Origin of the sequence: Butyrivibrio hungatei, from assembly GCF_900101605.1 — a bacterium.
Lineage (GTDB): Bacteria > Bacillota > Clostridia > Lachnospirales > Lachnospiraceae > Butyrivibrio > Butyrivibrio hungatei_B.
In genome coordinates this window covers 113974-139713 of the sequence record NZ_FMUR01000003.1, presented here as the reverse complement: position 1 = coordinate 139713, position 25740 = coordinate 113974, and the positions used below count along the sequence as shown (strand labels likewise).

24 protein-coding genes are annotated in these 25740 nt (G+C 42.5%); all 24 read left to right on the top strand.

The window, feature by feature from the left end; all coding sequences use genetic code 11:
- Positions 1-102: 102 nt before the first annotated feature.
- The 24 genes from rimP to argR all read left to right on the top strand — a co-directional run bounded on the left by rimP (position 103) and on the right by argR (position 25739).
- A complete protein-coding gene (gene rimP / locus BLP87_RS00650) occupies positions 103-567 on the top strand; it encodes a ribosome maturation factor RimP (RefSeq protein WP_074461002.1) in 465 nt (154 codons plus the stop codon).
- 26 nt (positions 568-593) lie between these two features.
- Positions 594-1853: a transcription termination factor NusA gene (gene nusA / locus BLP87_RS00645; protein WP_074461001.1), complete on the top strand. Its 1260-nt coding sequence runs from the start codon at positions 594-596 to the stop codon at positions 1851-1853.
- A gap of 1 nt (position 1854) precedes the next feature.
- Positions 1855-2115 carry an RNase P modulator RnpM gene (gene rnpM / locus BLP87_RS00640; RefSeq protein ID WP_074461000.1) on the top strand — a complete coding sequence of 87 codons (261 nt, stop codon included), beginning with the start codon at positions 1855-1857 and terminating at the stop codon, positions 2113-2115.
- A 1-nt stretch (position 2116) separates the two neighbouring features.
- Positions 2117-2428, top strand: coding sequence for a L7Ae/L30e/S12e/Gadd45 family ribosomal protein (locus BLP87_RS00635; RefSeq protein ID WP_074460999.1), 312 nt, complete (start codon positions 2117-2119; stop codon positions 2426-2428).
- 15 nt (positions 2429-2443) lie between these two features.
- Positions 2444-5326 (top strand): translation initiation factor IF-2, encoded by a 2883-nt coding sequence (gene infB, locus BLP87_RS00630; protein WP_074460998.1) that lies wholly within the window; start codon positions 2444-2446, stop codon positions 5324-5326.
- Between the two features lie 39 nt (positions 5327-5365).
- The gene (gene rbfA, locus BLP87_RS00625; RefSeq protein WP_074461162.1) at positions 5366-5761 is read left to right on the top strand and encodes a 30S ribosome-binding factor RbfA; all 396 of its coding nucleotides are present in this window, start codon (positions 5366-5368) and stop codon (positions 5759-5761) included.
- Positions 5751-6701 (top strand): DHH family phosphoesterase, encoded by a 951-nt coding sequence (locus tag BLP87_RS00620; protein WP_143002059.1) that lies wholly within the window; start codon positions 5751-5753, stop codon positions 6699-6701. The genes rbfA and BLP87_RS00620 overlap by 11 nt, the downstream gene beginning before the upstream one ends.
- A gap of 76 nt (positions 6702-6777) precedes the next feature.
- Positions 6778-7737 carry a tRNA pseudouridine(55) synthase TruB gene (truB, locus tag BLP87_RS00615; protein ID WP_074460996.1) on the top strand — a complete coding sequence of 320 codons (960 nt, stop codon included), beginning with the start codon at positions 6778-6780 and terminating at the stop codon, positions 7735-7737.
- Positions 7738-7759: 22 nt separating this feature from the next.
- The gene (locus BLP87_RS00610; protein ID WP_074461161.1) at positions 7760-8674 is read left to right on the top strand and encodes a bifunctional riboflavin kinase/FAD synthetase; all 915 of its coding nucleotides are present in this window, start codon (positions 7760-7762) and stop codon (positions 8672-8674) included.
- A complete protein-coding gene (locus BLP87_RS00605; RefSeq protein WP_074460995.1) occupies positions 8675-10234 on the top strand; it encodes an ABC-F family ATP-binding cassette domain-containing protein in 1560 nt (519 codons plus the stop codon).
- Positions 10235-10446: 212 nt separating this feature from the next.
- Positions 10447-10713 (top strand): 30S ribosomal protein S15, encoded by a 267-nt coding sequence (rpsO, locus tag BLP87_RS00600; RefSeq protein ID WP_024864377.1) that lies wholly within the window; start codon positions 10447-10449, stop codon positions 10711-10713.
- 195 nt (positions 10714-10908) lie between these two features.
- Positions 10909-12993, top strand: coding sequence for a polyribonucleotide nucleotidyltransferase (locus tag BLP87_RS00595; RefSeq protein WP_074460994.1), 2085 nt, complete (start codon positions 10909-10911; stop codon positions 12991-12993).
- A 264-nt stretch (positions 12994-13257) separates the two neighbouring features.
- Positions 13258-14862, top strand: coding sequence for a peptide chain release factor 3 (locus BLP87_RS00590; RefSeq protein ID WP_074460993.1), 1605 nt, complete (start codon positions 13258-13260; stop codon positions 14860-14862).
- A gap of 31 nt (positions 14863-14893) precedes the next feature.
- Positions 14894-16831 carry a transglutaminase domain-containing protein gene (locus BLP87_RS00585; protein WP_074460992.1) on the top strand — a complete coding sequence of 646 codons (1938 nt, stop codon included), beginning with the start codon at positions 14894-14896 and terminating at the stop codon, positions 16829-16831.
- A gap of 33 nt (positions 16832-16864) precedes the next feature.
- Positions 16865-18301 carry a transglutaminase domain-containing protein gene (locus BLP87_RS00580; protein ID WP_074460991.1) on the top strand — a complete coding sequence of 479 codons (1437 nt, stop codon included), beginning with the start codon at positions 16865-16867 and terminating at the stop codon, positions 18299-18301.
- A gap of 137 nt (positions 18302-18438) precedes the next feature.
- Positions 18439-18792, top strand: coding sequence for an Asp23/Gls24 family envelope stress response protein (locus BLP87_RS00575; RefSeq protein WP_074460990.1), 354 nt, complete (start codon positions 18439-18441; stop codon positions 18790-18792).
- Between the two features lie 26 nt (positions 18793-18818).
- Positions 18819-19220, top strand: a complete 402-nt coding sequence (gene nusB / locus BLP87_RS00570; RefSeq protein ID WP_074460989.1) for a transcription antitermination factor NusB — start codon at positions 18819-18821, stop codon at positions 19218-19220.
- On the top strand, positions 19210-20424 hold the full coding sequence (xseA, locus tag BLP87_RS00565; protein ID WP_074460988.1) for an exodeoxyribonuclease VII large subunit: 1215 nt from the start codon (positions 19210-19212) through the stop codon (positions 20422-20424). The genes nusB and xseA overlap by 11 nt, the downstream gene beginning before the upstream one ends.
- A 14-nt stretch (positions 20425-20438) precedes the next feature.
- Complete coding sequence (xseB, locus tag BLP87_RS00560; RefSeq protein ID WP_074460987.1) at positions 20439-20672, top strand: exodeoxyribonuclease VII small subunit; 234 nt, start codon at positions 20439-20441, stop codon at positions 20670-20672.
- The gene (locus tag BLP87_RS00555) at positions 20672-21616 is read left to right on the top strand and encodes a polyprenyl synthetase family protein (protein ID WP_074460986.1); all 945 of its coding nucleotides are present in this window, start codon (positions 20672-20674) and stop codon (positions 21614-21616) included. The genes xseB and BLP87_RS00555 overlap by 1 nt, the downstream gene beginning before the upstream one ends.
- A 6-nt stretch (positions 21617-21622) precedes the next feature.
- Positions 21623-23473, top strand: coding sequence for a 1-deoxy-D-xylulose-5-phosphate synthase (gene dxs / locus BLP87_RS00550; RefSeq protein ID WP_074460985.1), 1851 nt, complete (start codon positions 21623-21625; stop codon positions 23471-23473).
- A gap of 6 nt (positions 23474-23479) precedes the next feature.
- A complete protein-coding gene (locus BLP87_RS00545; protein WP_074460984.1) occupies positions 23480-24382 on the top strand; it encodes a TlyA family RNA methyltransferase in 903 nt (300 codons plus the stop codon).
- Between the two features lie 20 nt (positions 24383-24402).
- Positions 24403-25254: an NAD(+)/NADH kinase gene (locus tag BLP87_RS00540; protein ID WP_074461160.1), complete on the top strand. Its 852-nt coding sequence runs from the start codon at positions 24403-24405 to the stop codon at positions 25252-25254.
- 32 nt (positions 25255-25286) lie between these two features.
- Positions 25287-25739: an arginine repressor gene (gene argR / locus BLP87_RS00535; RefSeq protein WP_074460983.1), complete on the top strand. Its 453-nt coding sequence runs from the start codon at positions 25287-25289 to the stop codon at positions 25737-25739.
- Position 25740 lies beyond the last annotated feature (1 nt).

The window sequence follows — 25740 nt, the reverse complement described above, 5'->3', positions numbered from 1 at the left end:
GTGGACTTTCGCGAGTCCACTTTTTGCATGTTTCGGATTTTTTCATGATTTCATTGACGGCTAAGAAGCGAAATATGAAATGTCTAAATTTAAGGAGATTAGATGTCCAGAAAAGAAGATATTGAAAAGAAAACAGAGGCGCTGCTTACTCCGATAGCAGAGAAGTGCGGTGTCAGGATTTATGATGTCGAGTATGTGAAGGAAGCCGGTGAGTGGTATCTTAGAGCATACATTGACAAGGACGGAGGCGTTAATATAAATGATTGCGTTGATGTAAATCACGCTTTATCAGATGCTTTGGATGTGGATGATTTCATTGAAGATGCATATACATTGGAGGTCAGCAGTCCGGGACTGGGAAGGCAGCTTAAGAAGGATAGGCATTTTGAGAACAGCCTGGGTAAGGATGTTGAACTCAAGCTCTATAAGGCAATTGACGGAGTTAAAGAGTTTGCCGGTACACTTAAGAGCTACGATAGCACTTCGGTTACCGTAACTATAAATGACAAAGACGAAACTTTTTTGAGAAAAGAAATATCAGTTATTAAGCTTGCTCTGGATTTTTAATCCGGGCGCAAAAGAAGGAGACTACGATGAGTAAAGAATTAATGGATGCCCTTGACCTTTTGGAGAAGGAGAAGAACATCAGCAAGGATTCTCTGTTTGATGCTATTGAGAATTCTCTTGTCACAGCCTGCAAGAATAATTTCGGAAAGGCTGAGAACATCAGGGTAGAAGTTGACAGAGAGAACTGTGATTTCAAGTGCTATGCTGAGAAAACAGTTGTTGAGACTGCTGACGATGTAATGGATCCCATGCTTGAAATCTCACTCGACGATGCCAAGAAGATCAGCAAGAAGAGCAAAGTCGATGATATTGTCAATGTGCCACTCAATTCCAAAGAGTTCGGTCGTATTGCTACTCAGAACGCCAAAAACGTTATTCTTCAGAAGATCCGTGAGGAAGAGCGTGGTGCCATATATAACGAGTACTACAAGAAAGAGCATGATATTGTGACCGGTGTCATTCAGAGATATGTCGGAAAGAATATCAGCATCAATCTTGGTCGTGCGGATGCCATTCTCAATGAGAATGAGCAGGTTGAGAGCGAAGCTAAGTCAGGTTTCTATAAGCCTACATCAAGAATCAGACTTTATGTCCTTGAAGTTAAGAATGGTTCAAAGGGCCCCAGAATCCTTGTTTCAAGAACTCATCCCGATCTTGTAAAGAGACTTTTTGAGCAGGAAGTTGCCGAGATTCAGGACGGAACAGTAGAGATTAAGAGCATTGCAAGAGAAGCAGGAAGCCGTACGAAGATCGCTGTGTTCTCAAATAACCCGAATGTTGATGCGGTTGGTGCTTGTGTAGGTGTTAACGGAGCAAGAGTTAACCTTATCGTAGATGAGCTTAACGGAGAGAAGATTGATGTTATCAACTGGGATGAGAACCCCGGTAACCTCATTCAGAATGCTCTTTCACCTGCAAAGATCGTTGCGGTATTTGCAGATCCCGATGAGAAGAGCGCAAAAGTAGTTGTTCCCGATTATCAGCTTTCACTTGCAATCGGTAAGGAAGGTCAGAATGCAAGACTTGCAGCAAGACTTACAGGTTATAAGATTGATATAAAGAGTGAAACACAGGCTAAGGATGCTCCCGGATTCCGTATGGAAGATTATCTTGATGATGAAGATGATTACGAAGAGGATGAATTTGAAGAAGCTGCAATCGAAGAAGTCGATGAAGTAGAAGCTGAAGATGCTGATGCAGAAACAGAATTTGAAGAAGCTGAAGAACTCGAAGAAGCAGAAGATGCTGAGATTGAAGTAGAAGAGGACACTGACGCAGAGGAATAAGATGCAGAAGAAAATTCCAACAAGAAAGTGTGTAGGCTGCGGAGAGATGCGTGACAAGAAGGAAATGATCAGGGTGATAAAAACTCCCGAGGGAGAGATTTGCCTTGACGTCACGGGCAGAGCGAACGGAAGAGGCGCATATATTTGTAACAGTGCCGAATGTCTAAAAAAAGCAGTTAAAAACAGGGGACTTGAGAAATCTTTGAAGGCTCAGATTCCCGGAGACATACTTGAGCAGATGAATAAGGAGCTCGGAGAGTAAATTGGATAACAAAAAGATTTATTCTTTGCTTGGCCTAAGTACAAGGGCCGGGAAATTAAAGAGCGGAGAGTTTTCGGTATTGGATGCGATCCGCAGCGGCAAAGCGTATGCCGTGATAGTGAGTGAAGATGCTTCCGACAATACGAAGAAGCAGTTCAAAGATAAATGTAATTATTATAATGTGCCTATTGCTTTTTTTGGAGACATGGAGAGCCTCGGGCATGCAGTTGGTAAAGGAGTTCGAACAAGCCTTGTCATCACTGACAAAGGGCTGGCGCAATCGCTTTTAAAGAACTTACTACAAGAAGATTAGTTGGAGGAAATGTGAATGGCAAAAATTAAGATATCTGAACTTGCAACAGAGCTTGGGTGCGAAGGAAAAGCGCTGCTTAGCTTTTTGCAGGAAAAGGGAATAGAGGCGAAGCGTTCGAACAGCTCGATTGATGACAATGAGGCAGAGATTGCAAGAAAGCATTTTGGTAAAAAAAGTGCAAATGATGCATCTAAGGAAGCTAAGCCTGCTAAGACAGAAGCGCCTGCAAAGGGAGCTTCCAATCAGAATGCTCAGGGTGATGCACCTAAAAAGAAGAAAAAGATCATAATGGTTACAAATGCAGGAAATTCCAAGATGGGCGGCTATCAGAACCAGAATAACAATAATGCGGGAAATAATCAGAGACGCGACAACAGAAATTCCGGCAATCAGAACAACAGAAGAGGAACTTTTGCTCAGTCTCAGAATGTTTATCATCCCATTAAGCCTTTGACTGCGCCTTCTCAGCTTGAGAGCTACGGAAACGGATCTGTAATTTCAAAGTCACCTGTTCAGAACAATGCTCCTGCCAAGAAGGAAGCACCTGTTAAGCAGGAAAATCAGCAGGTTAAGTCTAAGGAGACTGTTGCAGAGAACAAGCAGCAGACAAAGGCTCCCGTTAATAAGGAGAGAAATAACGACAGATCTGCAGAGAGAAATCAGGCTCCTCAGCAGAATAACAACAGAAACGAAAATAGAAACGATAACAGGAACGACAACAGAAACGGAAACGACAGAAGAGACAACAGAAACGGAAACGGCGGAGACAGAAGAGACAACAGACAGCCTCGCCAGGGTGGAGACAGAAATTCATTCCAGAACAGAAACGGTGGCCAGGGCGGCGGATTCCGCAGAGATAACAACAACGGCGGAAACGGCCAGAATGGTAAGTTCCAGGGCAAGGGTGACAATAAATTCGGCGGCAACAAGTTCGATAAGGGCGCAAGAGGCGGATTTGCCGATGCTCCTCAGAAGGACAACTCAAGCCGCAGAGACGATGAGAGAAGAAGAATCGGCCAGGAAAAGGATAAGAGAAACAAGAAGGATCTTGCTTACGAGCAGGAGGAGATGATGCCGAGAAGTAAGAGAGTCGGCAGATTCATCAAGCCTGAAGTTAAGAAGGTTGAGGAACCCGAAGAGCAGATCAAGGTTATCTCTATCCCTGAGAAGGTTTCTATCAAGGAACTTGCCGAGAAGATGAAGATGCAGCCTTCTGTCATCATCAAGAAGCTCTTTATGGCAGGTCAGATTTCTACCGTAAATACAGAGCTTACTTATGAAGAAGCTGAGAATATAGCTATCGAATATGACATTATCTGTGAGAAGGAGATTCCCGTTGATATCATCGAGGAACTTCTTAAAGAAGATGAAGATGCGGAAGAGACACTTAAGAAGAGACCTCCCGTTGTCTGCGTAATGGGTCACGTCGATCACGGTAAGACTTCACTTCTTGACGCTATTCGTAAGACAAGCGTTACAGACAGAGAGGCAGGCGGTATTACACAGAGAATCGGTGCGTATACCGTATCTGTCAATGACCAGAAGATCACTTTCCTTGATACTCCCGGTCACGAAGCTTTCACTGCAATGCGTATGAGAGGTGCTACATCAACAGATATCGCAGTTCTCGTAGTTGCCGCAGATGACGGCGTAATGCCTCAGACAGTTGAGGCCATTAACCATGCAAAGGCAGCTGAAGTAGAGATTATCGTAGCTGTAAATAAGATAGATAAGCCTAATGCAAATATTGATAAGGTTAAGCAGGAAATGACCGAGTATGGCCTTATCTCTACAGATTGGGGCGGAACAACAGAGTTCGTACCTGTTTCTGCTAAGTCAGGAGAAGGAATCGAGGAACTTCTTGAGACAATCATTCTTACTGCAGATATCCTCGAGCTTAAGGCTAATCCCGACAGAGAAGCAAGAGGTCTCGTACTTGAGGCAAGACTTGATAAGGGTCGCGGACCTGTTGCCAACGTACTTGTACAGAAGGGGACACTTCATGTAGGTGACTTTATTTCAGCCGGTGCAAGCTCAGGTAAGGTTAGAGCAATGGTTGACGATAAGGGTAACAAGCTCAAGGAAGCACTTCCTTCACAGCCTGTTGAGATCCTTGGTCTTTCAGATGTTCCGAATGCGGGAGAAGTATTCCTCGGACATGAGACAGATAAGCAGGCTAAGCAGTATGCAAATACATACCTTCAGCAGCACAAGAAAGATCTTATTGAAGAGACCAAAGCCAAGATGTCACTTGACGATCTGTATTCAAAGATTGAGGAAGGCAGACTTCAGGAACTCAATATCATCATCAAGGCTGACGTTCAGGGTAGCGTAGAGGCACTTAAGCAGAGTCTCCTTAAACTTTCCAATGAGGAAGTTGTTGTTAAGGTTATTCACGGCGGTGTAGGTGCGATCAATGAGTCTGACGTAACACTTGCTGCAGCTTCAAGCGCCATCATCATCGGTTTTGACGTTCGTCCCGATGCAACAGCTAAGAGCATGGCAGAGCATGAAGGTGTAGAGATCAAGCTTTATAAGGTTATCTATCAGGCAATCGAAGAAATCGAATTTGCCATGAAGGGTATGCTTGCTCCTATCTTCGAAGAGAGAGTAACCGGACACGCAGAGGTAAGACAGATATTTAAGGCTTCTAAAGTCGGAAATATCGCCGGTTCCTTTGTTAAGGACGGTATCATCAAGAAGAACTGCAAGGTTCGTATTACAAGAGAAGGCGAGCAGATCTTCGAAGGAGATCTTGCATCTCTCAAGAGATTTAAGGATGATGTCAAGGAAGTTAAAGAAGGTTTCGAGTGCGGTCTTGTATTTGACGGCTTTGATCAGATTCACGAAGGCGATCTTGTAGAAGCATATGAGATGGTTGAAGTGCCCAGAACATAATCGTGAGCAGAACTTCCTGTGACGATCGAAAGGGATAAGATGCGAAAGAACAGCAATAAAAATAAAAGAATAAACGGCGAGGTCATGAAGGTTATATCTGAGGCTATCAGATATAGCAAGGACCCCAGGATCAGCCCCATGACATCCGTAATGGATGTCGAGGTCGCTCCGGACCTTAAGACTTGTAAGGTTTGGGTTACCGTAATGGGAAATGACGAGGACAGGGAGAGAACCGAAGCCGGACTTAAGAGTGCGGCGGGATATATCAGAAGCACACTTGCAAAAGAGCTGAATATGAGATATACCCCCGAACTTCGCTTTATCATGGATGATTCCATAGAGTATGCAATCAATATGTCCAAGAAAATTGATGAAGTAACTGCAAAGGATAATGAAGCAAAGATTGCTCGTGGAGAGGATATTGATGAGGATTGATGATTATTTGACCGGTGTCTGTACGGTCGGAATAAGCGGACATGTAAGACCTGACGGAGATTGTGTTGGGGCATGTATGAGTATGTATCTTTACCTCAAAAAGAATTATCCAAATATTAAGGCAGATGTTTTTCTTGAGAAGATACCTCAGGAACTTACATTTATCAAGGATTCGGACAAGATCAATAATGATTTTGTTTCGGATGTACAAAACTATGATCTGTTTATTGTTCTGGACTGCGGAAAAGAGCGCACAGGCGGAGCCGAGAAGTTTTTTGAAAATGCCAAAAAGACAATAAACATAGATCATCATGTGAGTAATTCGGGAACAGGTGATGCAAATTATGTTGTTCCTACGGCCAGCTCTGCATGCGAGCTTGTGTATGATGTTATAGACAAAGAACGCATAGATGCTGAGATTGCCAAGACAATATATACCGGAATGGTTACAGATACGGGTGTGTTCAAATATTCAAACACATCTCCGAAAACAATGGAGATTGCTGCAAGGCTTATCTCGTACGGTTTTGATTTCGGAAGTCTTATAGATCATGTTTTTTATGAAAAGACTTATCTTCAGAACCAGATACTCGGAAGAGCTCTTTTGGAGAGCATAAGGCTTCTTGACGGCAGATGTATCGTTTCGGTTATTTCGAAGCAGACAATGGAGTTCTATGGTGCGGTATCAAGCGATCTTGACGGGATAGTGAGCCAGATGCTGCTTACTATCGGAGTTGACTGCTCGATATTTGCATATGAGATTGCGCCTTTGGAATATAAGGTGAGCCTTAGAAGTAACGGTGCCGTAGATGTTGCAAAAGTCGCCGGGATATTTGGCGGCGGTGGCCATCAAAGAGCGGCGGGATGCAGTGTGAACGGAACTTACCATGACGTTATAAATAACATAATGAGATATGTTCAACATCAACTTGAAGAGTGAAAATATTTTATAGTAAAAGAAAAAGGTACCCATAAAGATTGTTTTTAGGGGTACCTTTTTAAGAACACGGGAGAATATGAAAAGTACATACAACGGACTTATAAATATCTATAAAGAACCCGGATTTACGTCAAATGACGTGGTTGCCAAATTAAGAGGCATCCTAAAGCAAAAAAAGATAGGTCACACCGGAACGCTCGATCCTGATGCGGTCGGGGTTCTTGTTGTATGCCTCGGAACGGGAACGAAGCTTGTTGAGATGCTCACGGATCACGACAAGGAATATATAGCCGTATGCAGGCTCGGAGTTACAACGGATACGCAGGATATGTCCGGAAATATCATAGATACAAGTGATGTAAAAGTTACCAAAGAACAGGTACATGAAGCGGTAAAAGCTTTTGTGGGCGATTACGATCAGATTCCTCCCATGTATTCTGCTATAAAAAAGGACGGAAGAAAGCTCTACGAGCTTGCAAGGGAAGGTATTGAAGTTGAGAGAAAGCCAAGAAAAGTGCATATTTCTGCAATATCGGTTCTTGATGATTCGCATATTGAGTCTGAAGGTCTTTTTACAATAGAAGTTAAGTGCAGCAAGGGAACGTATATCAGGACTCTTTGCCACGATATCGGACTTAGACTCGGTTGTGGTGCGGCAATGCAGCACCTTACAAGAACAAGAGTCGGAGCATTTACTCTGGATACGGCAGTTACGCTTTCACAGGTTGAGGATATGAGAGATGCAGGCACACTTACAGAGATTATCAAGTCGCCTGAATATATTTTCAGAGACCTTGATAAGATACATGTGAAAAACGCTGTCAGAACGCTTTTAGAGAACGGAAACAGTTTCAGAAGGAATAATATCATAAATGAAGATCCGGAAGGCGTAAACGACAAAGAATACGAAAATGAGATGTTCTCTGAAGGTAATAAGTTCAGAGTTTATTCAGAAGATGATGTTTTCTTTGGAATCTACACTTACAGTGCAAAGACGGCAATGTTTAACGTAGATAAATTCTTTTTTGAAAAATAATCAGAACGGATATTGGGTCAAAATGAAGATAATAACCGAACTTGATAAATTGAATATCCGCGAGAAAACTGCGGTTGCGATAGGAAAGTTTGACGGAATACATGTCGGGCACAAGGAGCTTCTTTCCAAGATTCTTGAAAAGAAAAAGGAAGGGCTCAAGGCAACTGTGTTCACGTTCGATCCTTCACCGGAGGAATTCTTTTTGGGGCATCCGGTGACGCAGCTTTTTACGAAGGAAGAAAAGCTCAAGGCATTTAAAGACCTTGGCGTTGATATTCTTGTGATGTTTCCGCTGAATGATGAAACTGCGGCGACCGATCCCGAGGAATTTGTAAGAAGGATCCTTGTAGATGAACTTAATGCAGGCTTTATCGCGGCGGGAAGTGATGTTTCTTTTGGTGACAAGGGAAAAGGCGACAGCGCGCTGCTTGAAAAGCTTGAAAAAGAGCTGTCATACGAACTTTGCATTATTGATAAGGTGAAGATCGACGGAGAAGAGGTAAGCTCCACGAGAGTCAGAAATGCTATCTCGGATGGGGATATTGCACTTTCAAAAAGGCTTCTCGGTGCGGATTATTCGATATCCGGAATCGTGGAACACGGAAATCATCTCGGACATACGATAGGCGTGCCCACTGTGAATATTCTTCCGCCTTCGATGAAACTCCTTCCTCCATACGGTGTATATTCCAGTACGGTCAGGATCGGGGACAGCGAGTTTAAGGGAATGACAAATATAGGGCGAAAGCCTACGGTTTCGGACAAAGAAAAAGTCGGTGTCGAGACGTACATATATGATTTTGACAGCGATGTATACGGCGAGTATATAGAAGTTGTGCTCCACAGCTTCGTAAGACCCGAGATGAAGTTTGAAAGTATGGAGCAGCTGAAATTGCAGATTCAGCAGGATATAAAAAATGCAGTGAGGAGTTTTTAAGTGAGTATATTAAATGTCGAACATCTCACACATGGTTTTGGAGACAGGGCCATATTTGACGATGTTTCTTTCAGATTGTTAAAAGGTGAGCACATCGGACTTGTCGGAGCAAACGGCGAAGGAAAGTCCACTTTTATGAATATTATTATCGGAAAACTTATGCCTGATGCGGGTAAGATCGAGTGGGCCAAGAATGTAAAGGTGGGTTACCTCGATCAGCATGCCGTATTGAAGCAGGGAATGACTATACGTGACGTTCTCGCTTCCGCATATGAGCCACTTTATGAGATGGAACGCAGAATGAATGAGATCTGCGATGCAATGGCTGAAGCAGATGAAAAGACACTTGAAGATTACATGGAAGAGCTCGGAACGATTCAGGATCTTCTTACCAACCATGATTTTTATCTTATTGATTCGAAGATAGAAGAGGTTTCAAGGGCTTTGGGCTTCCTTGATCTTGGCCTTGACAGGGATGTAACCGAGCTTTCGGGAGGACAGAGAACCAAGATACTTCTTGGTAAGCTCCTTCTTGAAAAGCCTGATATCTTGCTTCTCGACGAGCCTACAAACTATCTCGATGCGGAGCATATCGTATGGCTGACAAGATATCTTCAGGACTACGAAAATGCTTTTATACTTATATCGCATGACATACCGTTCCTTAACAGCGTGGTGAACATAATTTACCACATGGACGGCCAGACACATTCTCTTGACAGATACGTCGGCGACTACGATAAGTTTATGGAAGTATATGAGATGAAAAAAGCTCAAAGAGAAGCCGCATATAACAGGCAACAGCAGGAAATTGCGGATCTTAAGGACTTTGTTGCAAGAAACAAGGCAAGGGTCGCTACCAGAAATATGGCTATGGCAAGGCAAAAGAAACTTGATAACATGGACATAATCGAAATGGTGAAGGAAAAGCCAAAGCCTGAGTTTAATTTCAAGGTGGCAAGGACACCCGGCAAAGTTATATTTGAGACAAAAGACCTTGTGATAGGATATGACGATCCACTTTCATCACCTCTTAACATAACCATGGAGAGAGGCTCTAAGATTGTTCTTACGGGAGCAAACGGAATAGGAAAGACAACTCTTTTAAAGAGTATTCTCGGACTTATTCCTTCACTTGAAGGAACGGTGGAACTCGGAGAAAATGTCGAGATCGGTTATTTTGAGCAGGAGATGTCACCTGATATCGAGACTACATGTATGCAGGAAATCTGGAACGAATTTCCGGGATTTTCACAGTATGAAGTTCGCTCCGCGCTTGCCAAATGCGGACTTACGACCAAGCATATAGAGAGTAAGTGCAAGGTGCTTTCGGGAGGAGAGCAGGCCAAAGTAAGGCTCTGTAAACTTATAAACAGAGAATCAAACCTTCTTGTTCTCGACGAGCCTACAAACCATCTTGATGTCGATGCAAAGGATGAGCTTAAGAGAGCACTTTTGGAATACAAGGGAAGCATACTTATGGTGTGCCATGAACCTGATTTTTATGAAGGTCTTGCGACGGAGGTCCTTGATTGCTCGAAATGGACGACACGTCTGTGATCTTAAGCGGATCTACGCATGAATACGGGCATGATGGAAACGTTTTTGACAATACGCTAATGACTTTACATAAAAGAATATATATGCTAATATAACTTAGTTGCCTACTGATTATATGGTCGGTAACGGAACTACCTATACTCGGATATGGGATACTCCAACCCTTGTCTGTGTATCGGGCGGATTCAGAAAATATTATAAGGAGTGTAGAAATGATCACAAAAGAGAAGAAAACAGAAGTTATCAACAAGTTTGCGAGAAAAGCCGGAGATACAGGTTCACCGGAAGTTCAGGTTGCAATTCTTACTGAGAGAATCCAGGAGCTCAACGCTCACCTTCAGAAGAACCCTAAGGATCACCACTCAAGAAGAGGTCTTCTTAAGATGGTTGGTCAGAGACGTAGCCTTCTCGGATACCTCAAGAAGAAGGATATCGAAGCTTATCGTAAGCTTATCGCAGATCTTGGTTTGAGAAAGTAATCTGTAGAAACAATAAGGCGGGATGAGGCTGATGCAAATCGGCTTATTCCGTCTTTATTAATGTTTTGTTCAAGTGATGGAATATGAACCGGGGCTTTCAAAGTTATAATATACATTTCGACGCATTCGAGATGCATATTATGACCTTGAAACCCACGTATCATATTCGGATTAATGTGAGTGAAGGAGATAAAAATGGTTAAGACTTACACAATGGATCTTGCCGGACGTACTCTTAAAGTAGAGATCGGCAAAGTTGGTAAACAGGCTAACGGATGTGCATTTATGCAGTATGGAGATACAACAGTTCTTTGTACGGCGACAGCATCTGCAAAGCCCAGAGAAGGAATTGATTTCTTCCCTTTGAGCGTTGAATACAGCGAGAAATTCTATGCAGTGGGCAAGTTCCCCGGCGGATATAACAAGAGAGAGGGTAAGCCTTCTGAGAATGCTATCCTTACAAGCCGTGTTATCGATCGCCCTATGCGTCCTCTTTTCCCTAAGGATTACAGAAATGATGTAACAATCGAGACTATGGTTATGGCTGTTGATAATCAGTGCAGACCTGAGCTCGTAGCTATGCTTGGTGCATCTGTATCTGTTTCAATTTCAGATATTCCTTTCGACGGCCCTTGTGCTATGACACAGGTTGGTATGGTTGACGGTGAGCTTATCATCAACCCCACACAGGAACAGTGGAACACTGGTGACCTTAAGCTTACGGTTGCATCTGTAGGACAGAAGGTTATCATGATCGAGGCAGGAGCTAATGAGATTCCTGAGGAGAAGATGAAGGAAGCTATCTACAAGGCTCATGATGTAAACCTTCAGATCATCGAATTCTTCAAGGGTATCGTTGCAGAGATCGGTAAGCCCAAGCACGAGTATACAAGCTGTGCTGTTCCCGAGGAACTCTTTGCAGCTATCAAAGAGGTTGTTCCTCCCGAGGAGATGGAGAAGGCTGTATTTACAGACGATAAGCAGACAAGAGAGAACAATATTGCAGAGATAACAGATAAGCTTACAGAGAAGTTTGCAGAGAACGAAGAGTGGCTTGCAATTCTTGGTGAGGCTATTTATCAGTATGAGAAGAAGACCGTTCGTAAGATGATCCTCAAAGATCACAAGAGACCCGACGGACGTGATATCAAGCAGATCAGACCTCTTTCAGCTGAGGTTGACATCATTCCCAGAGTACATGGAAGTGCCATGTTCACTCGTGGACAGACACAGATCTGTGACGTTACAACTCTTGCACCTCTTTCAGAGGCTCAGAAAGTTGAGGGACTTGATGAGTTTGCTTCAGATAAGAGATATGTACACCAGTACAACTTCCCTGCTTATTCAGTAGGTGAGACAAAGGTTTCAAGAGGACCCGGACGTAGAGAAATCGGACACGGTGCACTTGCAGAGAGAGCACTTCTTCCCGTTCTTCCAAGTCCTGAAGAGTTCCCTTATGCAATCCGTTGCGTATCAGAGACATTTGAGTCAAACGGATCTACATCAATGGCTTCAACTTGCGCATCATGTATGTCACTTATGGCTGCAGGTGTTCCTATCAAGAAGATGGTTGCAGGTATAAGCTGTGGTCTTGTAACAGGCGATACAGACGATGATTTCATCGTACTTACAGATATTCAGGGACTTGAAGATTTCTTCGGAGATATGGACTTCAAGGTAACAGGTACAAAAGACGGTATCACAGCTATCCAGATGGATATCAAGATTCACGGTCTTACAAAGCCTATCGTTGAGACAGCTATCGAGCAGTGCCGCGAGGCAAGATTCTTCATCATGGACGAGTGTATGAGCAAGGCTATTGCTGAGCCTCGTAAGGAAGTATCCAAGTATGCTCCCAAGATCGTATCTATTCAGATCGATCCCGAGAAGATCGGTGATGTTGTCGGACAGAGAGGAAAGACAATCAACGAGATCATCGCTCGTACAGGCGTTAAGATCGATATTACCGATGACGGTAAGGTTTCTGTATGCGGAGAAGACCAGGAGAAGCTTCAGCAGGCAATCGATATGGTAAATATCATTGTTACTGATTTCGAAAAAGGTCAGACCTTCACAGGTAAGGTAATCAGCATAAAAGAGTTTGGTGCATTTGTTGAGTTCGCTCCCGGAAAAGAGGGTATGGTTCATATCAGCAAGATTTCCAAGGAGAGAATCGACCGCGTAGAGGATGTTCTTACACTCGGCGATGTAGTTAAGGTTGTATGCCTCGGTAAGGATAAGATGGGAAGAATCAGCTTCTCAATCAAGGACGCTAAGTAATCACCTGACGAGGTTTTTTCGAGTCTGGTGTACTACTTAGTTCTGGCGAGCACAAAGTGCGAGAGCAGAACCTCCTTATGAAAGTAGAACTTACTTAGTCCTATCAGTAACTATAATAATAAACAGATTTATGAGGTCGGGATGTTAATTCATGCCGGCCTCATGTTGAGTAGAGGAAAAAGAAATGCATTTTGAACCTTAAGTTCTGGATTGCATAGTAATAACTATAAACGGATTGAATGCAGTTCAGAAAGGAAAAAAGAGATGAGTAATACAAAAGAAACAATAAATGAGATAAATAAGAGACGTACATTTGCGATTATTTCACACCCCGATGCAGGTAAGACTACACTTACAGAGAAATTCCTTCTCTACGGCGGTGCAATCAATATGGCGGGAAGCGTTAAGGGAAAAGCTACTGCAAGACATGCTGTATCCGACTGGATGGAAATTGAGAAACAGCGTGGTATCTCGGTTACTTCTTCTGTGCTTCAGTTTAATTTTGAGGGATGCTGCATAAATATCCTGGATACGCCGGGACACCAGGATTTCTCTGAGGATACATACAGAACACTTATGGCAGCCGATTCTGCAGTCATGGTAATTGACGCTAGTAAGGGTGTTGAGGCACAGACAAGAAAATTGTTCAAAGTCTGCGCTATGAGTCATATTCCGATCTTTACTTTTATCAACAAGCTTGACCGTGATGCGATGGATACTTTCGATCTTCTTGATGATATCGAAAACAATCTTGGAATTGCAACATGTCCTATGAACTGGCCTATCGGTTCGGGTAAGAACTTCAAGGGAATATATGACAGAAGAGAGGGACATATCGTTACTTTCGCTGATACACAGAAAGGTACCAAAGAAGGTACGGAGACAATAATAGACCTTACCGACAAAGAAGGAATTGAAACTCATGTCGGAGATGAAGCGTTTGAAAAATTACAGGGTGAAATTGAGCTTTTGGATGGGGCAGGAGCTGAATATGACCTTGAGAGAGTAAGAAAGGGTGAACTTACACCTGTATTCTTTGGATCTGCGCTTCAGAATTTCGGAGTAGAGCTCTTTTTACACCACTTCCTTAAGATGGCTACTCCTCCTATGGGACGTACATCTGCAGACGGAGAGATGATCGATCCGTTTGAGAGAGACTTTACCGCATTTGTATTTAAGATTCAGGCCAACATGAATAAAGCTCACAGAGACAGAGTTGCATTTATGAGAATCTGTTCGGGAAGATATGATGCGAATAAAGAAGTTAAGCATGTACAGAGTGGAAAAGTAATGCGTCTTTCTCAGCCGCAGCAGCTTATGGCCGATGAAAGAAAAATTTTGAGCGAGGCTTACGCAGGAGATATCATGGGTGTATTCGATCCGGGTATTTTTGCTATCGGAGATACTGTTTGTATGCCTAAGGATAATGTTGTCTATCAGGGTATTCCGACTTTCGCTCCGGAACATTTTGCACGAGTGCGTCAGGTCGACACAATGAAACGTAAACAATTTGTTAAAGGAATTTCACAAATTGCTCAAGAGGGTGCAATCCAGATTTTTCAAGAGTTTAACACGGGTTTGGAAGAAATAATTGTCGGAGTTGTTGGAATTCTTCAATTTGACGTCTTGAAATTTAGGTTACAAAGCGAGTACAATGTAGATATCATTCTGGAAAATCTTCCATACGAACATATCAGATGGGTGGACAACGATAACATAGATATGGCCTCTATTATCGGTACTTCTGACATGAAAAAGATCAAAGATATGCATGACAGACCGCTTCTTCTATTTGTTAACGAATGGAGTGTAGGAATGACTATTGAAAGAAATGAGGGATTAATGCTTTCAGAATTTAAGAGAAACTAAGTAGTACAAGCAACACAACGGGGGTAATTTATTGAGGATACGCTTAAGAGGAAAGAGAAAAAATGGTGAAAAGAATGACTTAATAGTTAAGAAAAACTTAATATGGATGAAAGAAAAAAGTTGCAAAATATTAAGATATGCAACGGTATTCACAATTCTTGCAACAACATCGATGTCATTGAGTGGATGTGATTATGATGACATAGAAGCATATTACGATCTGCTTGAGGACATCGATACCGATAAAGACATTGATATTTCAAAGATTCTTGATGAAAATGATATATCTAAGGAAGATCTGGAAGATATAAGCGATCTTCTCGATCAGCTCGAGGATTCGTCGGATGATTCTTCTAACGAGGGGACGACAGAGGATTCAAGTGACGGAAACAGTACCGATCTTAATCTTGATATTGACAGCAACAACGCCGATAACAACAACGGCAACGGTTGCAATAAGAGAAAAAAGGATTGCAACAACGTCTGTGATAATAACACAGATTGCAACAAGGATAAGTCCTGTGATAAGAACACGGACTGTAACAAAGATAAGGACGGCGATCAGAACACTGATTGCAATAAGAACAAGGATACCGGTGACAATCAGAACACAGATTGCAACAAGGACAAAAACACCGGTGACGATCAGAAAAAAGATACTGATTGTGATCCGAACAAAGAATCTACCGAAGACACTGACAGTCAAAAAGACAGCGAAACAGACAAAGAGGCCGATAAAGAAAAAGATACTGACAGTGCAAACAAAGAGGATAGTTCAGAAAAGCCTGACGATTCCAAGGGCAAAGTTACCGACCAAAACGGTGGCGAACCTCTTCCGGATGACGGAAGAGCAAAAATGGATGCAGCTTATGAAGGCTCATACAGAGGCTTCGACGATGATTACGCAAGAAGAAATCGTGAAGCTGCAGGAATTACCGATGCAAGTATTGACGAACTTAAGAAGCAGCAGGAAGGTTATTATGCATACAGCAGACTAAGCGATGCAGGAAAGACCCTTTATGTTGAACTTCTTCAGATTATCAATAAAGAGGCAAATGAGATATTTGTTTCTACAAGAGATCCGAATGCCATACAGCTCGCATTTGATTATCTCATGATGGATCATCCTGAGATTTTCTGGGTAAACGGATATCGTTATGTAAAACATTTTACAAATAACGGAGGAATTGATAAGCTTGCTTTCACAGGAGTTTATACATACGATCTAAATGAGGTTGCAAACAGACAGGCAAAAATGCAACAATATATTGACACATGTCTTGCCGGTGCACCTTCAACTGACGATGAATATTTTGTCATAAAATATATCTATGACTATTTGATAGCTAATACTGAGTATGATCTCAGAGCTCCTGACAATCAGAATATTTGCTCTGTATTCCTTAACAGAAAGACTGTTTGTAGCGGATATGCAAGAGCAACACAGTATTTGCTTAATAAACTTGGAATTAAGTGTACATATGTAACCGGAATGGCTGACAATGGATCCGGAAGTTCTGGACTTCATGCGTGGAACCTAGTAAGATGTAACGGTGATTATTATTATATGGATACAACCTGGGGAGACACAGGTGTAACTACACGAGACGGCAAGCCGAGAATTAATTATGATTATCTTTGTACTACAGAAGCGGCAATGAGTGTTAATCATAAACTTTCTGACAGAATTGATTATCCTGAGTGCACAAGCACAAAGGACAGCTATTATGTAAGAGAAAAACGTTACATGGAAAGCCCGAATCTCACTCAGATGGAGGAGATTTTTGCACAGGAATATGAGTCCGGAAATGATAATGTTACAGTAAAATGTGAATCTAAGGACACATACAATTCGCTGTATGAACAGCTTATAAAGGACGGAGCCGTATATGATTACCTTCAGGGTGACAAGAAGTTCTCATATACGCTTTTCGAAGATAGTAACACTATTGCCATCTGGCTTAATTAAAGCAGAATAATATGGCATAGATGAGGGGACATTTTGAAAAATATCTTGGTTAATAAGATAAAGTTTAAAGGTATACATGCAAGAATGGTTGCAGCTATTGCCACAGTTGCCGTAGCATCAACGTTCTTGTGCGGATGTGAATATATTGACGGAGTTCTGGAAAAATTCGATCTGATTGATAACGATTATGATGATTCGCCATTTCTTGATACAGACGAAACTGCTTCTGAGGAAAAAGAGGCCACCGATGAAGCGGCAAAAGAAGGCAACGAATCTTTGAATTCAGGGGCGTCCGGTAATGTGAAAGGCCCTGAGAGTTTTGATTTTTCAGCATTTTATAGAAAGTTTTTTGACACGGATTCTGACGGTGAAGTGAAAAAAGTTCGCGATGAAGCGGGACTTACCGAAGAGAATATAGAAAAGGTGAAGAAAAATCAGGAAGGATATTACGCTTTTGACAAGCTTACCGATGCGGGAAAAACTCTTTATGCAGAGTTGTTGCTCATCCTTAAGCAGGAACTTGAAGACGTATATGTTTCCACAACGAGTGAACAGGCAATAGATATAGTTTTTAATTACCTGATGATCGACCATCCCGAGATATTCTGGGTGGAAGGTTATTCTTTTAAAAAGTATACTGTTGGCGATGTTACGGATAAAATGGCTTTTTCGGGTCAGTACACCTATGACCTCAAAGAAGTTGCCGCAAGGCAGAAAAAGATTGACGAATATGTAAATGAGTGCATTGCAGGTGCACCTTCATCCGGTGATGATTATTATACGATCAAGTATATATATGATTATCTGGTAACAAATACGGATTATGTGTCCGGAGCACCTGATAATCAGAATATTTGCTCTGTTTTTATCGGAAGAGAAAGCGTATGTAACGGATATGCCAAAGCCACTCAGTACTTACTGAACAAGCTTGGTATTGATTGCATAACCGTTTCGGGAACGGTGGATACAAGATCGAATGTTGAAGCAAAACACTCTTGGAATCTGGTGTTATGTAATGGGAATTATTATTATATTGATACTACCTGGGGCGATTCTTCATATCAGACGGTAAGTAGCGATAGTGATGATGTTACAAACCTTCCGAGAGTTAATTATGAATATCTGTGTGTTACCACGGAGAATATACTTACTAATCATAAGTTTTCGGATGTTATTGCACTTCCTGAATGTAAGAGTATGTCGGATAATTACTATGTGAGAGAAAAAGCTTACTTTGAAAGCGACGATCTCGAACCTGTAAGAGAACTGTTTGACAGGCGTTACAATGAAGGAAGCGAAAATGTCACAATAAAGTGTGCAACAAAAGAAGTGTATAATTCGTTATTGGATAAATTGGTATCAAAGGGAGCCGTGTTTGATTATCTCAGAGGCGGCTATGACAGTGATAACAAAAAGAATGTTCGTTATACAACATTTGAAGAGACCAAGACAATTATTTTCTGGTTGTGACGTGTAAAACATAACATTGTCGGTATTAGCGGTTATATCGTTAATATCGGCAATGTTTTTCTGTTTAAGGAAATTATTTATTTAAGCAAGAAGTGTGGTATACTATGTAGAAAGACTTAATATGAGGTGATAGTATTATGGGAAAAGAACTTGCGGAAATCGGAGCAGTAAAGATTGCCGATGACGTTTTAGCCAGAATAGCAGCCCTTGCAGCTCTTGAAGTTGACGGTGTGTCAGCAATGGCAGGTAATTATACAAGCGATGTACTTGAAAAAGTGAGTCGCAAGAATCTTGCGAAGGGAGCAAAAGTTGTAGTGGGACAGACTCAGGTGAAAGTTGACCTTGCACTTATGATGTCTTACGGATACAATATACCCGCTACATGTCAGCAGGCTCAGACTCGTGTTCAGACAGCAATTGAGAACATGACGGGACTTGAAGTTACTGACGTAAATGTTAGGATTGCCGGCATTACAATGCCAAAAGCATAAAAATTTTTCAGAGTGAGAGACGAATGATGAACAGAAGCTTACTGAGAGAGCAGGTTTTTAAACTGCTCTTTCGTGTTGAATTTAATCCTATGGAAGAGATGCCTGAGCAGGAGGAGCTTTTTACCTCAACAAGCGATGATGATTTTTCCAAACAGGACGCTGATTATATCAGGGAAAAATATGAGAAGATAGCCGAGAAACTCGATGATATCGACAAGGCTATCAATGAAAAGACAAAAGGCTGGGATACAGAGCGTATGGCCAAGGTTGAGCTTACAATAATCAGGCTTGCCGTATACGAGATAAAGCATGATGAGTCTGTTCCCACCGGAGTAGCGATCAATGAGGCAGTTGAACTTGCGAAGAAATTTGGACAGGACGGTTCACCCGCCTTTGTAAATGGAGTGTTAGCTAAATTTGCGGAGTGAATACACAGTCACACAGGTTAATGCCTATATAAAGAACATGTTTACTCAGGATTTTCTGCTAAGATCGATCACAGTCAAAGGGGAAATCAGTAATTGCAGGTACCATCCTTCCGGACACATCTATTTTACGATGAAGGATTCGGGTGGTGCCATTTCTTGTGTAATGTTCAGGGGAGACAGAGACAGGGGCGGCCTTAAATTTCAGATGAAAGAAGGACAGCAGGTCAAAGTTTCCGGAACCGTTGACGTATATGAGAGAGACGGCAAATATCAGCTCTATGCCAGAAAGATAGAACTTGACGGCGAGGGAGCTCTTTTTGAGAAATATGAAGAGTTAAAAAAGAAATTGGCGGAATCCGGAATGTTTGCTGAAGAGTACAAACAGCCTATTCCGGCATATATAAAAACTCTTGGCGTAGTCACTGCTTCTACGGGAGCGGCTGTGCGGGATATTATCAATGTTGCCACCCGCAGAAATCCACATATTCAGATTATTCTTTATCCTGCCATCGTACAGGGAGATCAGGCTGCCGAGAGCATAGTCAGAGGAATTGAGACTTTATCAGAAATGCAGACTGATGTTATCATTGTCGGACGTGGCGGAGGTTCTATCGAAGATTTATGGGCTTTTAATGAAGAAATTGTTGCGGAAGCAATATTTAACTGCCCTGTTCCAATCATTTCAGCAGTCGGACATGAAACTGATACAACAATAGCCGATTATGTGGCTGACAGAAGAGCACCGACACCTTCGGCGGCGGCTGAGATCGCGGTGTTTGAGTACAGAAGATTTGTGCAGGATCTTGAGGACTATTCTTATACATTGCAAAAGAGCATGAACAGGGTGATTGGTACGCTTAAGCTAAAAGAGGCAAAGTACGCCGACAGTTTAAAGCACCTTAGCCCGGCGGGAAGGATCAAAGAAAAACTTCTTAGGATGGACAGATTGCAGGACACGATCCAAACGCTCATGGACAGAAAGATAATGGAAGCCCGAAACAGACTGCTGGTCGACACACAGAAATTGAAGGGCTTGTCACCGCTTGAAAGGCTTATGGGAGGATATTCTTTTACAACGGATGAAAACGGAAAGAATGTCCGCAGTATAGAGCAGGTGAATAAAGGCGATGAACTTTCGATATATGTGACCGACGGTGTTATAAAGGCGACGGCTACGGAAACTATGTTTATAGACAGGAAATAACCGGGAGAAGATATATGGCTGCCAAGAAAGAACAGAATGAAAATAACAATTTATCTGTCGAGGAAGCTTTTGCCAAGATAGAGGAGAAAATACAGGCGCTTGAGAAAGAAGATATTTCTTTGGATGATTCGTTCAAGGAATATCAGGAGGGAATGACGCTTTTAAAGCATTGTCATGAGATGATAGAAAGCGTTGAGAAAAAAGTACAGAAAATTGCTACGGATGGCAGTCTGGAGGAGTTTGAGTAATGTCACAGAATGATTTTAGTGCCGAGCTTTTAAAGAGAGCGGAGCATGTGGAAGAGATATTAAAAAAATATCTTCCGAAAGAAGAGGGTTATGCCAAGACAGTGATAGAGGCGATGAATTACAGTCTTTTGGCAGGTGGAAAGAGATTAAGGCCCGTTATGATGCTTGAATCATATAAGCTCTTTGCGGGAGACAATGCGGATGAAGCGGTGGTAGAGCCGTTCATGGCAGCTATGGAGATGATCCACACTTATTCACTTGTACATGACGATCTTCCTGCAATGGATAATGATGAGTACAGAAGGGGAAGAAAGACTACACACGCGGTATACGGAGCAGGCATGGCAACGCTTGCGGGTGATGCACTTTTGAATTTTGCTTTTGAGACTGCGATAGATGGCGCGGCAAGGGGAACAAAACTTGCTTCCTATGACGGAGATACCGATAACAGATATTTTGCGGCGCTTAAGATCTTATCAAAAAAAGCCGGAATATATGGAATGGTCGGAGGCCAGTGCGCCGATATAATGGCCGAGAATGCGACTGATGTTCCAAAAGATAAGATGAGTGATATACTTTCATATATAGACGAAAATAAAACTGCGGCACTTATTGAGAGCAGTCTTATGATAGGCGCAATCCTCGGCGGAGCGTCGAAGGATTCGGTTTCTGCTATGGAAAAAGCGGGAAGCTGCGTCGGAATAGCATTTCAGATTCAGGATGACATTCTTGATATTGTCGGAGATCAGGCGGAGATTGGCAAGCCCGTCGGCTCGGATGAGAAGAACAATAAGAGCACATATGTAAGCCTCAACGGCATGGAGGCTGCATCGGCAAAGGTAAAAGAATTGTCTGAAATGGCAGAGGAGATTTTGAAAGAACAGGGATTTGAAGATTCATTTTTGGGAAATCTTTTTGATTCTTTGATTTATAGAAGGAAATGATATGTTATGTTACTTGAACTAATAAATAAAACCGGTGATATAAAGAAAATACCACAGCAGAAGTATCAGGAGCTGGCTGGTGAGATACGTCACTTTTTGATCGAGACAATATCAAAAACAGGCGGACATCTTGCATCCAATCTGGGAGCGGTTGAGCTTACAATGGCGCTTCATTTGGCACTTGATCTTCCAAAGGATAAGATAATATGGGACGTGGGCCATCAGGCTTATACGCACAAGATCCTTACTGGCAGAAAGGATAAGTTTGATACGCTCAGACAGTTCGGAGGACTCAGTGGATTTCCGAAAAGATGCGAGAGCAGCACAGACTGTTTCGATACCGGACACAGTTCTACTTCAATTTCGGCAGGACTTGGCATGGTGAAGGCAAGAGACCTTATGGGCGAAGATTATACCGTTGTATCGGTTATAGGTGACGGCTCACTCACGGGCGGACTTGCTTATGAAGCGCTTAATAACGCATCAAAGCTTGAGACAAACTTTATCATTATCTTAAATGACAATGAGATGTCAATTTCCGAGAGTGTCGGCGGTATGAAGAAGTATCTCAACAACGTTCGTACTGCGGACGGATATCTTAACCTCAAGGAAGATGTATATGCGCAGCTTAGCAGTAATCACAAGGTTGTAGACGGAATCAGAAGAGCCAAGAACAGTTTTAAACAGCTCTTTGTACCGGGAATGGTTTTTGAGAACCTGGGAATTACGTATCTTGGCCCTGTAGACGGACATAATGTCGCAAGCCTTGAGAAAACCATAAAGGAAGCAAAAAAGGTCAAGAAGGCCGTAATGATACATGTTATGACCAAGAAGGGCAAAGGCTACGGCCCCGCTGAGAGACATCCCGCAAGATTCCACGGAACTGAGCCGTTTATCGTTGAGAACGGACTTCCGAGAAATCCGAGAACTACAGCCAATTATCAGGATATTTTCAGCACCGTAATGTGTAAGCTTGGCGCAAGAAATGCCAAAGTTGTCGCTATTACGGCGGCAATGGCTGACGGAACCGGACTTAAGAGATTCAGGAACATGTATCCGGACAGATTTATTGATGCGGGAATTGCCGAGGAACATGCGGTTACATTTGCGGCAGGAATGGCAGCAGGCGGATATAAGCCTGTATTTGCGGTTTATTCATCGTTCCTTCAAAGGGCGTATGACCAGATACTTGAAGATGTATGCCTTCAGAAGCTCCCTGTTGTCTTTGCGATAGACAGAGCGGGACTTGTAGGAAGCGACGGCGAAACGCATCAGGGTATCTTTGACGTATCATTCCTTTCATCAATGCCGAACATGCATATAATGGCTCCGAAGAATAAATGGGAGCTTTCGGATATGCTTAAATTTGCGGTTGATTTTGACATGCCTGTTGCTGTCAGATATCCGAGAGGAAACGCATATGACGGACTGAAGGATTTCAGAGCACCCGTTAAACTCGGAAAGTGCGAGCCTCTTTATGAGGAAAAAGACATCTGTCTTCTTGCACTCGGATCGATGGTAAAAATAGGCGAAGAAGTGCGTAAGCTCTTAAAAGACAGAGGGCTTAACTGCAGTCTTGTAAATGCACGTTTTTATAAACCTATAGATACCGACTACATCAAAGCGGCGTCACATAGCCACAAGCTCTTTGTTACAATGGAAGAGAACGTGCTTACCGGCGGATTTGGTGAGAAGGTAAGAGATTATATTGACACGAACAGAATAGATGCGGGAGTTCTTAATATCGCAATTCCCGATCAGTTCGTTACACACGGAAGTGTCGATAAGCTCAGAGCTGAGCTTAAGATAGATGCAGATTCTATCGCAGAAAGAATTATAAACGAATTACACAGGTAATGATATATGGCAAAAGAAAAGGAAAGACTGGACGTTCTTCTTGTAAACAGAGGACTCGCCGTTTCCAGAGAAAAAGCAAAGACACTTATAATGGCAGGTGACGTTTTTGTAAACGGACAAAGAGAGGACAAGCCCGGAACTACTTTTGAAGAGAGTAAGATAAAGACTCTTGAAGTAAAGGGAGATATGCTTCCTTATGTAAGCAGAGGCGGACTTAAGCTTGAGAAGGCGGTCAATAATTTTGGGGTTTCTTTGGAAAAGAAAATCTGTATGGATATAGGAGCTTCCACAGGCGGATTTACGGATTGTATGCTTCAAAACGGTGCAAGTAAGGTCTATTCCGTAGATGTGGGACACGGACAGCTTGACTGGAAACTCAGGAGCGATGAAAGAGTCGTTTGCATGGAGAAGACCAACTTCAGATATATGGTAAGAGATGATATTCAGGATGATCTTGATTTTGCATCCTGTGATGTTTCTTTTATCTCACTTACCAAGATACTTCTTCCCGCCAGAAGGCTTCTTAAAGCGGGTGGAGAGATGGTTTGCCTTATAAAGCCCCAGTTTGAAGCCGGCAAGGAAAAAGTCGGCAAAAAGGGAGTTGTAAGAGATCCGAAAGTACATGAAGAGGTGGTTCACAGGATCACGGATTTCGTGGATATAGCGGGATTTGAAGTTCTGCATCTGGATTTTTCTCCCATAAAAGGACCTGAGGGGAATATTGAATATCTGATACACATAAGGAAAAATCCCGACGCCGATGAAAGAGTTTCAGAACTTACGGAGGCTGAGGGTGAAAAAATATTAAAAGAAACAGAAGCAGGCGGAGACGGATTCTCACATACCCCTGAGATGGAGAAACTTATTTCTGAGACTGTTATGAGGGCGCATGGCAAGCTTGATAATTGAGCCATGCCGCGGGAGAAGATATGGAACGGTTTTGTATTGTCACAAATAAGAGTAAAGACGTAAACCTTGAAGTTACCGGTCATATCAAGGACTATCTTATAAGCCACGGAAAAGAATGTGTTGTGGCAGATTCAGCCACAGGCTTATCAAAAGAATCGAATGCCATAGGCAGAGAGTTTATGAGTCAGATTCCGGAAGATACGGATTGCTGTATTGTCCTGGGAGGTGACGGAACTATGCTGCAGGCAGCAAGAAGCGTTGCTTTTCAGGATATACCGCTTCTTGGCGTTAATCTGGGAACTTTGGGCTATCTTGCCGAGGTTGAAAAAAGCGGTATTGACGAAGCGATGTCGCGTCTTTTGTCCGGAGATTATTATGTTGAGGACAGGATGATGCTTCGCGGTGTCTTAGGAGACAGGAAGGACTATGCTCTTAATGATATCGTAATAAGCAGGGCTTCTGATATACAGGCTATCGATTACAATATATATGTAAATGATCTTTTGCTGTACAGCTATCATGCGGATGGAATTATTATCTCGACTCCGACCGGATCTACAGGATATAATATGTCAGCAGGCGGCCCTATCGTGGAGCCTTCGGCAAATATGACTCTTTTAACACCTATATGCCCGCATACGCTTAATTCAAGAAGTATGGTGCTTTCGGCAGATGCGCGGATTGAAGTTGAACTTCTTCCGGGACGCAGCAAACGCAATCCGAAAGTTGTCGCTGCCTATGACGGAAGCGGGGCAATCGAGATGAATTCCGGCGATAGAATGGTAATAAATAAATCAAAAAAAATAACCAAGATCATTAAATTTAACAGAGTCAGTTTTTTGGAAGTTCTGGGTAAAAAATTCAGCATGTAAGAGAAGAAGAGATTGGGGGAAATTATCTGACGATGAAGAAAAACAGACAAGATAAGATTATCGAAGTCATTGCAAAAAATGTGGTAGAGACACAGGAACAGCTTGTAGCTCTTTTGAACAAAGAGGGATATAAGGTAACGCAGGCTACTGTTTCAAGGGATATCAGGAAGCTTAAGCTTACCAAGCAGGTTAATTCCGACGGAATCTCAAAGTATGTTTATACCACTGCCGGTCACGAAGCGATGCAGAGCAAGTATGTCAGTGTTTTGAGAGCCGGATTTGTCAGCATGGATGTTGCCGAAAATCTGCTGGTCGTAAAGACCGTTTCGGGAATGGCGATGGCGCTTGCTACGGCAATTGATTCTCTGGAATTTAAAGAGGTGGTCGGATGTATCGCGGGAGATGATACTATCATGATCGCCATAAAGAGCAAAGAAGAAGCCAAGAATGTTATGGCTCAGCTTCGTGAAATGATGCAGCAATAAC